Source organism: Desulfotomaculum sp. OF05-3 (assembly GCF_003435535.1).
Taxonomy (GTDB): Bacteria; Bacillota; Clostridia; order Lachnospirales; family Lachnospiraceae; genus Pilosibacter; species Pilosibacter fragilis.
Genome location: NZ_QWGO01000001.1, coordinates 237177 through 250969, shown reverse-complemented (window position 1 = coordinate 250969; position 13793 = coordinate 237177). Strand labels below are relative to the sequence as shown.

General features: G+C 50.0%; 11 protein-coding genes. 6 read left to right on the top strand and 5 right to left on the bottom strand.

Features of this window, described 5'->3' with window-relative positions:
• Positions 1–72: 72 nt before the first annotated feature.
• From DXA87_RS01105 to DXA87_RS01080, 5 genes are all read right to left on the bottom strand, one after another.
• Complete coding sequence (locus tag DXA87_RS01105) at positions 73–1086, bottom strand: TAXI family TRAP transporter solute-binding subunit (RefSeq protein ID WP_015554978.1); 1014 nt, start codon at positions 1084–1086, stop codon at positions 73–75.
• Between the two features lie 212 nt (positions 1087–1298).
• Positions 1299–2549: a sodium/glutamate symporter gene (locus DXA87_RS01095; RefSeq protein WP_117470621.1), complete on the bottom strand. Its 1251-nt coding sequence runs from the start codon at positions 2547–2549 to the stop codon at positions 1299–1301.
• A 414-nt stretch (positions 2550–2963) separates the two neighbouring features.
• Entirely contained in the window at positions 2964–4214 is a 1251-nt protein-coding gene (locus tag DXA87_RS01090; protein ID WP_015554975.1) for a sodium/glutamate symporter, read from the bottom strand.
• 236 nt (positions 4215–4450) lie between these two features.
• A complete protein-coding gene (locus DXA87_RS01085) occupies positions 4451–5137 on the bottom strand; it encodes a response regulator (RefSeq protein WP_015554974.1) in 687 nt (228 codons plus the stop codon).
• Positions 5125–6807: an ATP-binding protein gene (locus tag DXA87_RS01080; protein ID WP_117503024.1), complete on the bottom strand. Its 1683-nt coding sequence runs from the start codon at positions 6805–6807 to the stop codon at positions 5125–5127. Before DXA87_RS01080 ends, DXA87_RS01085 begins: the two co-directional genes overlap by 13 nt.
• A gap of 335 nt (positions 6808–7142) precedes the next feature.
• On the opposite strand from DXA87_RS01080, the gene gap reads away from it, so the two are divergent.
• The 6 genes from gap (at position 7143) to DXA87_RS01050 (ending at position 13764) form a co-directional block, all read left to right on the top strand.
• On the top strand, positions 7143–8162 hold the full coding sequence (gene gap / locus DXA87_RS01075) for a type I glyceraldehyde-3-phosphate dehydrogenase (protein ID WP_015554972.1): 1020 nt from the start codon (positions 7143–7145) through the stop codon (positions 8160–8162).
• A gap of 237 nt (positions 8163–8399) precedes the next feature.
• On the top strand, positions 8400–9623 hold the full coding sequence (locus DXA87_RS01070; protein WP_021905278.1) for a phosphoglycerate kinase: 1224 nt from the start codon (positions 8400–8402) through the stop codon (positions 9621–9623).
• 274 nt (positions 9624–9897) lie between these two features.
• On the top strand, positions 9898–10647 hold the full coding sequence (gene tpiA / locus DXA87_RS01065; RefSeq protein ID WP_015554970.1) for a triose-phosphate isomerase: 750 nt from the start codon (positions 9898–9900) through the stop codon (positions 10645–10647).
• A gap of 533 nt (positions 10648–11180) precedes the next feature.
• Positions 11181–12065 (top strand): DegV family protein, encoded by an 885-nt coding sequence (locus tag DXA87_RS01060; protein WP_117470660.1) that lies wholly within the window; start codon positions 11181–11183, stop codon positions 12063–12065.
• A gap of 253 nt (positions 12066–12318) precedes the next feature.
• Positions 12319–12744, top strand: coding sequence for a PPC domain-containing DNA-binding protein (locus DXA87_RS01055; RefSeq protein ID WP_117470624.1), 426 nt, complete (start codon positions 12319–12321; stop codon positions 12742–12744).
• 114 nt (positions 12745–12858) lie between these two features.
• The gene (locus DXA87_RS01050; RefSeq protein WP_117503023.1) at positions 12859–13764 is read left to right on the top strand and encodes an RsmB/NOP family class I SAM-dependent RNA methyltransferase; all 906 of its coding nucleotides are present in this window, start codon (positions 12859–12861) and stop codon (positions 13762–13764) included.
• Positions 13765–13793 lie beyond the last annotated feature (29 nt).

The window sequence follows — 13793 nt, the reverse complement described above, 5'->3', positions numbered from 1 at the left end:
AAAGCGCATCATCCGGGGACGATATCCCGGATGGTGCGCTTTCGACTGTTTATACTTTTATACTGAAAAGAGTTATCTGCTATGCTCCTGCAGCAGTCCCTGTTCCGCATAATACCGTTCAGCTCCCGGATGAAGCTCGATCGGAAGATCCTCGTACATGAATCCCGTCTGTGAGGCATAGGAGAGGGCGGGATGGAGATCCTTTAAGCGGTCACGGTTCTCGTAGAGGATCGAGGTGATCTCATAGACGAGATCGTCGCTCATGTTCTCGCTGACGCAGAGGAGACATTTGATCCCAAAGGTCGCAACATTCTCGTCCTGACCGTTGTAGGTACCGGCGGGGATCTCCTCCATATAATAGAATGGATTGGAGCGGATGATGGAGCGGAGCTCAGAATCCGTGTATTTTAAAAGATGGCACGGAACCGCGTCCGCCAGCTTTGCGAGTCCGGAAATTGGCACACCGGTAAACCCGTGAATTGCGTCGAGGGTCCTGTTTTTAACCTCCTCAGCGCCCGAGCCGAGGCCGCAGTTGACAAGGGTAGAATTCTGTTCTGTGACACCGAGAACACTCAGGGAAACCTTTGCGGCGAGCTCCGTGGTGGAATCATGAGGACCGACCCCAAGTTTATTCCCCTTCAGATCATGCACGTAAAAAATACCGGAATCATCCCGGGCCATCCAGTTCGAGATGCTTGGATAGAGGGCTGCGATGACCTTGAGTCCTTTAAACGGGGCATCTTTGAATTCCCCGCTTCCGTTTACCGCGGCAAAGGCCACATCACCGCTGACGAGTCCGAGATCGATGCTTCCCTGTTCGAGGGAACGGACATTCCCGGCGGAGCCCGTGGAAGCGCTGACATTCAGTTTGAGGGTGGAGTCAGAATCCTCAACGACCCCGGAGATCGCTTTTCCGACCGGGTACATGGTCCCGCCGCTGTCGGCAGTTCCGATCGTCAGGATTTTTAATGAATCTGATGCTGCCCCTGTCTGGCCCTGCGGGGGCGCGGAAGCCTTTCCGCATCCGCCAAGCGCGAGACCGGTGCAGAGGAGGAACAAAGAAATTATGTGTGAAAATTTATGCATGAAGATATCCTATTCCTTGTGTGTTCAGGCTGTAAAACCGGAAAAAGCTCCGGACAGCTTTTGTAACTTTACATCTTTAGAGTATAACATAAAATCTGTGGCAGATACAATGTATTTTAGAAAAACAAACAAAAACCGGTCGGAGAGGGGGGATCTCCGACCGGAAAAGAGGGTTATACAAATGAGAAACCAATAAATATTGTAAGGCTCTGTCAACTCCGGAACAGACTTCCGAAGATGGAGAGGAAGATCGGGTTGTAGATATCGTCGATGATAACGGCAAAGGATGGATATAAAACCCAGGCGATAGTGTGCCAGCCGTACTGGTCCATGATCGCTTTCTCGTTTGCGACGGCGTTGGAACCGGAACCGCAGCCCCAGCCGATGTTTCCGGCTGTCATGACAGCTGCACCGTAATCGCGTCCAAAGAGGTTGAAGGATACAAAGATTCCAAAGAGTGCCATGAAAATGCCCTGTGCTACGAGGATAATGCCCATCTGTCCTGCAAGAGGAGCAAGCTTCGTGAAATCGGTGGTCATAAGTACGAGGGCAAGGTAGAGCTCTAAGAACATATGCTCAATAGCGTCAACCTCCGGCACATAGAACTTGATTCCGGTTGCTTCCATGACGTTTCTCGCGATGGCACCTGCGAAGAGGCAGCCGATGAATTTCGGCATCTCGATCATCGGGATGTTGTCAAGCAGACAGTAGATCGGCATTCCGAGCGCTGCGAGAAGAAGACACATCGCGAACATCATGATCATTTTCGTGTTGTTAAGCTCCGGAACCTTGCCGGTTGCGTGTGCTTCCGGTTTGTCGTTCGGATCAGACTTTAAGCCATGCTTTGCGATCAGGAAGGCTGCAACCGGACCGCCGATCAGGGAACCCATGATATTTCCCATGGTACCTGCCGCGACACCAACAACGGTGGCATCCGGCGCGCCCCATTCCTCAAAGATCGGGCCGAACGCAGACGCGGTGCCGACACCGCCGGACATCGCCGCGGAAGAACACTGGAGCGCTAAGAGCGGGTGCATTCCGATGAGCTGGCTCAGTGCGTATCCTAAGAGGTCCTGACAGGTGATCAGAAGACATGCTGCAAATGCGATGAGGATACAGAGCTTTCCGCCTGCGTGCTTTAACATCTTCGCGCTGAAGCCGAAGCCTACGCAGAGGAAGAATAAGTTCTGGCAGAGATCCTTCATGATCGTCGCGTCGAAGGAGATTCCGACGATTCCGGCACCCTTGATGCAGGATACGATGATCGAGAAGATCAGACCGGAAATAACAGGCGCCGGGATCGCGTATTTTCTGAGCGCCTCAGAACGGGCAACGATGGCCCTGCCAAGGAAGATCACGATGGCCGCGAAACCGAGAGTACACAGGTACTCAAACTTGAAAGAGGCGACTGCTCCGTCGGCTGCCGGTTTGTAGGTGCCGAAATAACTGATGATACTTTCCATAAGAGTTCCTCCAATCCTTTTTTAGTAGGTGTGTTCCGATAGACTCCCGAAAATAAAACAGTGAATGGAACTGTTTTATTTCCCCACAGAGGAATCTGCCGGAGGTGTTTGGGAAGGTAAAATCTTTATGAAAAAAGAATAAAATATTTTCAAATAAAATGCAATTTTAATAAGTATTAACCAATAATTGTAACTTAAGTAACAAAAATACAGTAAAAAACTTACAAAAACGGATACAGAGAGAATATAAAGCTATACGGAAAATTAGCGGGAAAGGACTTGACATCTTTGAGCGTCCCGCGCAGCCGGTATCTTTGCGCAAAAAATCCGCCCGGAAGAGTGGGAATCTCTCCGGGCGGATATAAGAGGGGTATGTTTCAAGATCAAAAACTGTATATGGGATACGACTTGCGATCAGCCTTTGAATAAGCCACCAAAGATGGAAAGGAAGATCGGGTTATAGATATCATCGATGATAACAGCGAAGGACGGGTAAAGAACCCATGCGATGTTATGCCATCCGTACTGATCCATAACAGCCTTTTCGTTCGCTACTGCGTTCGGACCGGAACCGCAGCCCCAACCGATGTTGCCGGCTGTCATAACGGCTGCGCCGTAGTCACGGCCAAAGAGGTTGAAGGAAACGAAGATACCGAACAGAGCCATGAGGATCGCCTGTGCTACGAGGATGATACCCATCTGGCCTGCAACCGGGGCAAGCTTTGTGAAGTCTGTTGTCATAAGAACAAGTGCAAGGTAAAGCTCCAGGAACATATGCTCGATGGCGTCAACCTCCGGAACATAGAACTTGATGTTTGCAGCTTCCATGACGTTTCTTGCGATGGCACCTGCGAAGAGGCAGCCGATGAATTTCGGCATCTCAATCATCGGGATATTGTCGAGTAAGCAGTAAATCGGCATGCCGAGAGCTGCGAGAAGTAAGCACATTGCGAACATCATGATCATCTTTGTGTTGTCAAGCTCCGGTGCCTTGCCGGTTGCCTTTGCTTCCGGCTTATCGTTCGGGTCAGCCTTTAAACCGTGCTTTGCGATCAGGAAAGCCGCAACCGGACCACCGATGAGGGAGCCCATAACGTTACCAAGAGTACCTGCCGCAACACCGATCGTTGTAGCATCCTGTGCACCCCAGCCCTCGAAGATCGGACCAAAGGCAGATGCGGTACCAACACCACCGGACATCGCTGAGGAAGAACACTGAAGAGCGAGGAGCGGATTTAAGTTGATCAGGTGAGCGATCGCAACACCGAGAACATCCTGACAGGTGATCAGGAGGCAGGCAGCAAATGCGATCATGACGCAGAGCTTTCCGCCTGCATGTCTTAACATCTTTGCGCTGAAGCCGAAGCCTACGCAGAGGAAGAAGAGGTTCTGACAGAGGTCTTTCATGACCTTTGCGTCAAAACTGATACTGACTGTGCCGGTCATCTTGATCGCGGAAATCAAGAGTGAAAAGATGATACCGGAAACAACCGGAGCAGGAATCGCATATTTTCTTAATGCCGCGGAATGTGCGACGATTGCGCGTCCGAGGAAGATTACGATTGCTGCAAAGCCGAGAGTACATAAATACTCAAATTTAAAATTTGCGATTGCGCCATCGGCAGCTGGTGTGTAGGTGCCGAAATAGCTGATGATATTTTCCATAAAATATCCTCCTATCCTTTTTTTGCCTTACACATTCCGCTCTTCTTTTCCTGTCCCGGGAATCCGGAAACAGCTCACAGATGAAAAGAAAAGCGCTCCATCTGTTTATACCCCGTTTACATTGATGAAAATGTGTAAAAACTTTATAAAAAGAATAAAAGATTTTGTGCATGGTGTCAATTTAAGTAAGTAAGTAACAGGTTTTGTAAATATCGTAACTGCCGCCGGAGGGCAAATCATTTTTGCCCGAATCCATATTTGATCGAAGGGCGGCCGCCGGTCTTGTAATCGATCGTGCTGATGATCTCGCCTGTGTCTACCATATAGTTCATGTATCTGCGGATCGTGATGCGGGAGAGGTGGATCTGCTCGGCGATCTGCTCGCTGGTAAAGAAGCCATTCCGGTTGTTCTGCAGATATTCCCGGATCATGGCAAGGGTTGTCTCGTTCAATCCCTTTGCGAGTGACGGCTTTGCGTCTGCCCTCTGGTCATTCACGGAAAAGAGACGGTCGATATCGTGCTGGCCGAGTCCCCCGTGGCTGTGCTCCAGATACTTCTTTGTCTCGGTAAAACGGTCAAGAGCTGTCTTAAAACGCGTATATTCGAAGGGTTTCACGAGATAGTCGGTGATCCCGCGATTTAACAGGGAGCGGACGATATCCGTATCGTTCGCGGAGGTGACCATAATGACGGATGGTGTGAGGCCGGCATTGTGGAGGGCATCGAGAAATTCACCGCCGTTCATGACAGGAGTATAGTAATCGAGAATGATCAGGTCAGTGGGATTCGTCTTCAGGTAGGGGAGCGCCTCCGACCCGTTTTTAAAGATCCGGTCCACCCGGAATTCCGGAGTGACCTCGACATACTGTTTATTGATGGAGGCGACCATCGGATCGTCCTCGATGATGATTACATGATACATGGTGTATGCTTCCTTTCCGTAAATGTGATGGTAAAGCAGGTGCCCTCTCCCGGTTCTGTCTCGATGGAGATCTCGCCGTTCCCGCTGTCTACAAGCTGTTTGATCAGGAAAAGTCCGGTCCCGCGGTTTGTGCCCTTGGACGAGACGCCCTTTTCATAGATCCTGTCGATCAGATCCGGATGGATCCCGCGCCCGGTGTCCTCACAGGTGATGATATTGCAGCCCGGGTCACAGTAGATCCCGAGTGTGATCTCCCGGATCTCAGGACTGCCTGCGGAAAGCTCCTCGATGGCATTTTCGAGAAGATTTCCGACGATCGTGATATAGTTTTCGACCGGAAGAAGGAGATCCTTTTCCAGACAGCGGCTGTCCGGGGAGACGGTGAGCAGGATGCCGAGCTCCGCGGCATGCATCATTTTTCCGATCACAAGGGCGCAGATCTTTGATACGCGCAGACAGTCCGCAGTCTGGCGGATCGACTGGCTGGAGACAAGGTTGCTGTTGATAATGAAGTTGATGGCCTCCTCCGTCTGACCGGTCTGGAGGTAGCCCAGGATCACGTGGAGCTTATTTAAAAATTCGTGGTTGAAGGCGCGCAGTGTGTCAAGCATCGCCTTTGCTCCGGTGAGCTCGTCCATGACCGTCTCCATCTCCGTCTGGTCATTGATGATCGTGAGGATCACCGGATGCTCCGTCTGGGTGTCTGCCGGAATCTCACTGACCAGAAGTCTTCGGTTCTCACAGGTGCAGGCACGGTGGTAGGACGGTGTGCCGGACGCGAGGACCCGGTCTGCCTGGGATTCCGGGAAGAAATCCCTGAAAGTGCGTCCTTCCATAAGAGGTTCAGTCCGTTCCTGTCCGGAAGTCCCATCGTCCGGGGAGACAGAAGGCGGATCCTCCGGTTTTTCAGGCAGGACATGAAAGAGATTTTCTGCCGCCTGATTTGCGTAGACCACGGAACCGGTGGAATCCGTGGCGACAAGCCCCTCCTCCAGTGCATTCAGCACGGTATCCTGACGCAGATACAGGTCGAGAAGCTCCGTCGGATGATGTCCCATCAGGGAATCCCGGAGAAGGGAGACGAGTCCGTGAGCCAGAAGAATGCTGACGAGCAGCATGATCATTGCTGCTAATAAATAGGTAGGAAAGACTTCGTGGATCTGCTCTGAGATATAGGTGTTGAAGACCGACGCTATAACGAATCCGATGATCGCTCCGTCGCTGTTCCGGATCGAATGGAAAGCCCGCCGCTGGGAACCGTTTGTACCGTAGCCGATGGTGATATAGGGCTGGCTTCCCTTTAATATTGCCTCCTCCTCGCCGCCGACGAAGGTTTCCCCCGTCTCCTTCCGGTTTGTGTGGTAGAACCGCAGCCCGGTCGTATTATAAATGGCTATGACATTGAGATCGGGAAAATTTTCAGACAGGGAATCCAGAGCTTCATTGGCGGATCCGTCCGGATAACCGTTTTCCAGCATGGAGACAACATTGTCCATGGAGGCGACATAGGCGGCGAGGGCGCTGATGTTTTTATCGATCTCCTGACGCTGACGTGTAATCGTCGAAAAAAGGGTTATACTTAAGGAGAGGAGCAGCAGGCAGACGGACACTGCCATAAAGCTGAAAAACAACTGGCTCTCCAGGGATAGTTTTCGAAATTTCTGCATCATGAAACGTGTCCTCCATAGTGGAATACAGGGTATTGATATTTATGCCTTAGTATAAAAAAAAAAAGAAGGAGTTTCAAGAGGAAAGATGACGAAAAAAAGAGGGATTCCCGGCTTTTGCCGAAAAAAGGAGAAAATCTTCGATTCATATTGGGAAAAGTTTGTAAAAAGGACTTGCTATTTCTGGCAGAATTATGTACAATAAAACCAAGGTTGATTAATATTTAACAATCATAACTGTTTGGCGTTTCAGAGTATCCTTTATGTTCCGTGAAACGTGCGGACATGCTGAATGGTTATGAAACGACCACACATCATTTTCTAGGAGGAAAAGAAAAATGGCAGTTAAAGTTGCGATTAATGGTTTTGGCCGTATTGGCCGTCTTGCATTCAGACAGATGTTTGGCGCAGAAGGATTCGAGATCGTTGCGATCAACGACTTAACTTCTCCGGAGATGCTCGCACACCTTTTAAAATATGATTCCACACAGGGCAGATATGCTCTTGCGGATACAGTATCCTACGGTGAGGATTCTATCACTGTTGATGGCAAAGAGATCAAGATCTACGCGAAAGCAAACGCAGCTGAGCTTCCGTGGGGCGAGATCGGTGTAGACGTTGTTCTTGAGTGCACAGGCTTCTACACATCCAAAGCAAAAGCACAGGCTCATATCGATGCAGGCGCTAAGCACGTTATCATTTCCGCTCCGGCAGGAAACGATCTTCCGACGATCGTTTACAACGTAAACCACGAGACATTAAGCAAAGATGACCACATCATCTCCGCTGCTTCCTGTACAACAAACTGCCTCGCTCCGATGGCAAAGGCATTAAACGACTCTTACCCGATCCAGTCCGGTATCATGTGCACGATCCACGCTTACACAGGCGACCAGATGACACTTGACGGACCGCAGAGAAAGGGCGATAAGAGAAGAAGCCGTGCAGCAGCGATCAACATTGTTCCGAACAGCACAGGCGCTGCAAAGGCAATCGGCCTTGTAATTCCGGAATTAAACGGCAAGCTCATCGGTTCTGCTCAGCGTGTTCCTACACCGACAGGTTCCACAACGATCTTAACAGCTGTTGTTAAGGGCCAGCCGACAAAGGAATCCATCAACGCAGCAATGAAAGCAGCTTCCAACGAGTCCTTCGGCTACAACACAGATGAGATCGTTTCCAGCGATATCGTTGGTATGAGATACGGTTCTCTCTTCGATGCAACACAGACAATGGTTCTCCCGATCGACGAGAACACATCTGAGGTTCAGGTTGTATCCTGGTACGACAACGAGAACTCCTACACAAGCCAGATGGTTCGTACAATTAAGCACTTCGGAAAACTGTTAAATGCTTAATCGGTCCACAGAAATTGTGACAAATTAGACTCACTGAGGGGTCCGGTCTGTTGAGGACCGGATCCCTTTTTTATGTAACAGGAAATTACGAGGAATTCCCTGTTGCATAAAAAGGCACTGACGTGCCAAAGATGCGCACTCGCGCGAAAGCCCGCCTCCCGCGAAAGACTCCGGCGGCTGCCGTGGGGCGGAAGACAGGCAGATGTCTGTCAGAAAATATCAAGGAGGAATTCCGACATGTCTTTAAATAAGAAAACAGTTGATGATATCAACGTAAAAGGTAAAAGAGTTTTAGTCCGCTGCGATTTCAATGTACCGCTTAAGAACGGCGAGATCACAGATGAGACACGTATCAACGCGGCTCTCCCGACGATCCAGAAGCTGATCAACGATGGCGGCAAGGTAATTCTTTGCTCCCACCTCGGAAAAGTTAAAAACGGACCGAACGAGGGAGAATCCCTTGCACCGGTTGCAAAGAGCCTTTCCGCAAAGCTTGGCAAGGAAGTTGTATTCGTTTCTGATTACAATGTAACCGGCGAAGCTGCAACAAAGGCAGTGGATGCTATGAAAGAAGGGGACGTAGTCCTTCTTCAGAATACACGTTTCCGCGGCGCTGAGGAGACAAAGAACGGCGAGAAGTTCAGCAAAGAGCTCGCGGATCTCGCAGACGATTATGTATGCGACGCGTTCGGTTCCTCCCACAGAGCACACGCTTCCGTAGCAGGTGTTACAAAATTCATCTCCGCAAAGGGCGGCTCCAACGTAGTCGGCTACCTGATGGAGAAAGAGATCGCGTTCCTTGGAAACGCGGTTGAGAATCCGGTTCGTCCGTTCGTAGCGATCCTCGGCGGTGCAAAGGTTGCTGATAAGTTAAATGTGATCTCCAACCTGCTTGAGAAGTGTGATACCCTCATCATCGGCGGCGGTATGGCTTATACCTTCTTAAAGGCACAGGGCAAGGAGATCGGTAAGTCCTTAGTTGATGATACAAAGATCGACTACTGCAAGGAGATGATGGAGAAGGCAGAAAAGCTTGGAAAGAAGCTTCTCCTTCCGGTTGATACAACCGTTGTTGCTGAGTTCCCGAACCCGATCGACGCACCGGTTGAGGTTGAGTACGTTTCCGTAGATGCGATCCCGGCAGACAAAGAGGGCGTTGATATCGGACCGGAGACCTGCAAGCTCTACACAGAAGCTGTAAAGAGCGCAAAGACGGTTGTATGGAACGGACCGATGGGTGTATTCGAGAACCCGACTCTCGCTGCAGGTACTATTGCGGTTGCGAAAGCACTTGCTGAGACAGACGCTACAACGATCATCGGCGGCGGCGATTCCGCGGCAGCAGTCAACCAGCTCGGCTTCGGTGACAAGATGAGCCATATCTCCACAGGCGGCGGCGCATCCTTAGAGTTCCTGGAAGGAAAAGAGCTTCCGGGCGTTGCTGCGGCGGATGACAAATAATGAATGAAACCAGTACACAGTGCGCCTGAAAAGGCATGAAAAGGCGCTGCAAGCTCGCTTGCATAAGCCTTTTCAGGTCTTTTCAGGCATAGGGGGCGCGCCCCCGGCTTCTTGTTTTTATGAAATAAAAACAAGAAGATGCACGGTGGGGAGCAAATGTACGCATTTACTTTCCTGGCTGTAAATATTATAGTGTCCGAGATTCCAGATCCGGGACGGCGATCCCGTCCCGGATTTTGTGATATAAAATTGGTATATATGGGGGTAGATAATCATGGCAAGAAAGAAAATTATCGCTGGAAACTGGAAAATGAACATGACTCCGTCCGAGGCAGTGGCACTCGTTGAGACATTAAAGCCGCTTGTTAAGACGGAGGAAGCGGACGTTGTATTCTGCGTACCGGCTATCGACATCATTCCTGTCGTAAAGGCATGCGAGGGAACAAACATTGAGGTTGGTGCTGAGAATATGTATTTCGAGGAGAAGGGCGCATACACAGGCGAGATCTCCCCGAACATGCTGACAGATGCCGGCGTAAAATATGTGATCATCGGACATTCCGAGAGAAGAGAGTACTTTGCTGAGACAGATGAGACTGTCAATAAGAAAGTCTTAAAGGCATTCGAGCATGGACTGACCCCGATCATCTGCTGCGGTGAGACTCTTACTCAGAGAGAACAGGGAATCACTCTGGATTGGATCCGCAAACAGGTGAAGATCGCGTTCCAGAACGTGACAGCAGATCAGGCAAAGACTGCTGTGATCGCTTACGAGCCGATCTGGGCGATCGGAACCGGAAAGACAGCTACCACAGAGCAGGCTGAGGAAGTCTGCGGAGCGATCCGTGCGTGCATCGGTGAGATCTACGACGAGGCAACAAAGGAAGCGATCCGCATCCAGTACGGTGGATCTGTAAACGCCGGAAATGCTGCAGAGCTCTTCGCACAGCCGGATATCGACGGAGGACTTGTCGGCGGCGCATCCTTAAAGGCTGATTTCGGAAAGATCGTAAATTACAAATAAGGTAACTATTCAGTACCTTCATAGTTACGTGCAAAAATCCATTCCAGATCAGCTTCGCGGATGGGATTTTTGTCTTCCAGCCTATGTTTTCTTACGGTCAGCGCAGCAAGTGCGCAGACCTACTGAACAGTTACCAAATAAGTATCATATATGCAGGAAGAGATTCCCGGCTGTATGAATATGCAGTTTACATAAAACTGCAAGGGAAATAACAGAAAAAATTTTGAGCGCTGTGTCATGGAAAATAGGATGTGACACAGCGCCTTTTATTTACGCGAACAACGAGCCAAAGTCCGCGCTTGCGCGAGACCTTGGCGATTGTCGCGATAACAAGGGGAAACTCGCGAAGCGTGTTTTCACTTGTTTACAATTTACAATAGTGACAATCTGTCATTTTTTTGCGTCCACCCTATTGACTGGAAAGAATGAAAATGTTACGATATTTAGATGTTCAAAATATTTTAGACAAAAATGATTTGATTTTACAGGAATCCGGCTGCGTCGGATCAGAGAATGAAAGAGGAAATACCTATATGAAGAAGATTGGAATCGTAACAGACAGTCACAGCAGCATCAGCCAGGAAGAGGCGGAAAAACTTGGGATTTTTGTCCTGCCGATGCCGTTTTACATCGATGGGGAGTGTTTTTATGAGAGCGTTACACTGTCCCGCGAACTTTTTTTTGAGAAGCTGGCGGCCGGGGCGGATATTACGACGTCCCAGCCATCCCCGACTGCGGTGATGGAAATCTGGGATAAGGCGCTGGAGCAGTTTGAAAAGATTCTTTATATGCCGATCAGCAGCGGTCTCAGCGGTTCCTACGAGACGGCGATGATGTTGGCGAAGGATGAAGCGTATGAGGGGCGTGTTCTCGTTGTAGATGACGGACAGGTTGCGGCTCCGCTCCACCAGATGGTATTAGATACGTTGGATATGATCGAAAAGGGATATGAGGCAGAACAGATCCGTGATCTTCTTGAAAGGGCGGGAGACCGGATGATGATCTATATCGCGCTCCAGACGCTGGAGTGCTTAAAGAAAGGCGGAAGAGTGACACCAGCGGCAGCGGCGTTGGGATCTGTGTTTAATATCAAGCCGATCCTGAAGCTGCAGACAGGAAAGCTGGACTCCTTTAAGAAATGTCACGGGATCGTAAAAGCAAAGAAGGCGGCCATCGAGGCCATGCAGGCAGAGATCCGGGATAACTTTCAGGACGCGTTAAATGACGGCGCCCTTCACCTTCTGGCGGCCTCCAGCGGAACGGACGAGGAGAATGCGGCATGGGTCGAGGAGATCAGGGAGGCATTTCCGGGCGTTCCGCTTCTCTACGATAATCTGTCCCTCGGCGTATCCTGTCATATCGGACCGGGTGGAATGGGAATCGGGTGCGCGGTGGCACCGGATTATAAGAGAGTGTAATGCCGGGGATATGGTTCTTTTGCAGCATGTGCGCCGGGTAGAAGCTGATTGCGGAATTCGATAAGAGTTTCAGAGGTGAGTTTCAGATAGAAGTTGTAAGCTCTGTGAGTGTTGCGTGTATACAAAATTTGTCTTATAATAAAAGACAGACCATAAAAAATGAATGTTGTTTTGCACACCGGAAAACACAATCCTGCAGTAGGGCGAAGGTCTGCAGGCAGGGAGGTGTAGGTGCGCATAGAAGGAGGTAATGATGGAATACCGTAGATTTGGAAATACGATCGTAGCAAGGATCGATCAGGGTGAGGACGTTCTTGAGAAGATGAAGCGCATCGCGATGCTTGAGGATGTGAAGCTTGCGAGCGTCAGCGCATTAGGTACATTTTCTTCCATGACCGTAGGAATTTATGATCTGGAAAGGCGTCAGTTTATGGGAAATGATTTCGAGGGAATGTTTGAAATCGTTTCTTTCACAGGAACCATCAACACGATGGACGGCAAGTATTACAGCCACATCCACGCGGCGGCAGCCGACGCGAAGGGCAATGTGTACGGCGGGCATTTAAGTCATGGCATTATCGGAGCGACCTGCGAGATGGTGATTACGGTGATTGACGGAGTTGTGGATCGTGTAAAAGATGAGGAGACAGGACTCAATGTCTTTAACTTTAAGTGTTAAAGTGCAGAAAGGTAACTGCTCAGCAGGTCTGCGCGTAACTGTGAAGGTACTGAATCGTTACATATTTTTGTGAATTGTGATAAGAGATAAGAAAAGATCGATAAGGAGCAGGTTATGGAACAGATGATTCCGGGATTTCTGGAAGAGATGTTGAAAAAACAGTATGGAGAGGAAGCTTTCGCGAAGATCCTCGCGGGATATCAGGCGAGACGCCCGGTGACACTCCGGGTCAATCCCCTAAAGGCGGACCGGAACTCGGTGGAGCAGGCACTTACCGGTGCCGGGATCGCGTTTAAAAATGTATCATGGTATGAGGACGCGATGATCATCGAGGGTGCAAGGGAGCCGGAGATCCAGGAACTTCCGATCTATAAGGAAGGCGGAATCTATCTCCAGAGCCTTTCCTCCATGCTGCCGCCGCTGTTTCTCGGTCCAAAGGCGGGAGAGTCCGTCCTCGATATGGCTGCCGCTCCGGGCGGAAAGACGACCCAGATGGCGGCGATGACGGGAAATCAGGCGCAGATCACGGCCTGCGAGAAGAATAAGGCGCGGTCGGAAAAGTTAAAATACAATCTGGAAAAGCAGGGGGCATCCGGAACCTACGTGATGGTGGAGGACGCAAGAAAGCTTGATGATTTCTTTTCCTTCGACCGGATCCTCTTAGACGCGCCCTGCAGCGGAAGCGGAACCGTAGAAGTGCGGGACGGTGTCTGCCGGACAAAAATCTCAAAGGAACTTGTGGAAAGATCCGCAAGAACGCAGGAAGAACTGTTAAAAAAAGCGCTGAAGCTTTTAAAATCCGGCCATGAGATGATATACTCAACGTGTTCGATCTTAAAAGAGGAGAATGAAGGTCTCTTAAAGCGCGTGTTAAAGAGCGCGGGTGGGGAACTTGTGCCGATCGGGGAAGAGTGGACGAAGGAACTTCCGTTACTTCCGAACGCGATGCCGGGGACGCTTCTCGTGGGACCGGATGAATTGTTTGAGGGATTTTTTGTGGCGAAGATCAGAAAAAAATAGAAGCTCCGCGAGGAACTTCTATTTTTTTG

Bases quoted from the DNA above. Each gene is read 5' to 3' on its own strand.
- DXA87_RS01105 (WP_015554978.1), bottom strand. From the start codon at position 1,086: ATGCATAAATTTTCACACATAATTTCTTTGTTCCTCCTCTGCACCGGT.
- DXA87_RS01095 (WP_117470621.1), bottom strand. From the start codon at position 2,549: ATGGAAAGTATCATCAGTTATTTCGGCACCTACAAACCGGCAGCCGAC.
- DXA87_RS01090 (WP_015554975.1), bottom strand. From the start codon at position 4,214: ATGGAAAATATCATCAGCTATTTCGGCACCTACACACCAGCTGCCGAT.
- DXA87_RS01085 (WP_015554974.1), bottom strand. From the start codon at position 5,137: ATGTATCATGTAATCATCATCGAGGACGATCCGATGGTCGCCTCCATC.
- DXA87_RS01080 (WP_117503024.1), bottom strand. From the start codon at position 6,807: ATGATGCAGAAATTTCGAAAACTATCCCTGGAGAGCCAGTTGTTTTTC.
- gap (WP_015554972.1), top strand. From the start codon at position 7,143: ATGGCAGTTAAAGTTGCGATTAATGGTTTTGGCCGTATTGGCCGTCTT.
- DXA87_RS01070 (WP_021905278.1), top strand. From the start codon at position 8,400: ATGTCTTTAAATAAGAAAACAGTTGATGATATCAACGTAAAAGGTAAA.
- tpiA (WP_015554970.1), top strand. From the start codon at position 9,898: ATGGCAAGAAAGAAAATTATCGCTGGAAACTGGAAAATGAACATGACT.
- DXA87_RS01060 (WP_117470660.1), top strand. From the start codon at position 11,181: ATGAAGAAGATTGGAATCGTAACAGACAGTCACAGCAGCATCAGCCAG.
- DXA87_RS01055 (WP_117470624.1), top strand. From the start codon at position 12,319: ATGGAATACCGTAGATTTGGAAATACGATCGTAGCAAGGATCGATCAG.
- DXA87_RS01050 (WP_117503023.1), top strand. From the start codon at position 12,859: ATGGAACAGATGATTCCGGGATTTCTGGAAGAGATGTTGAAAAAACAG.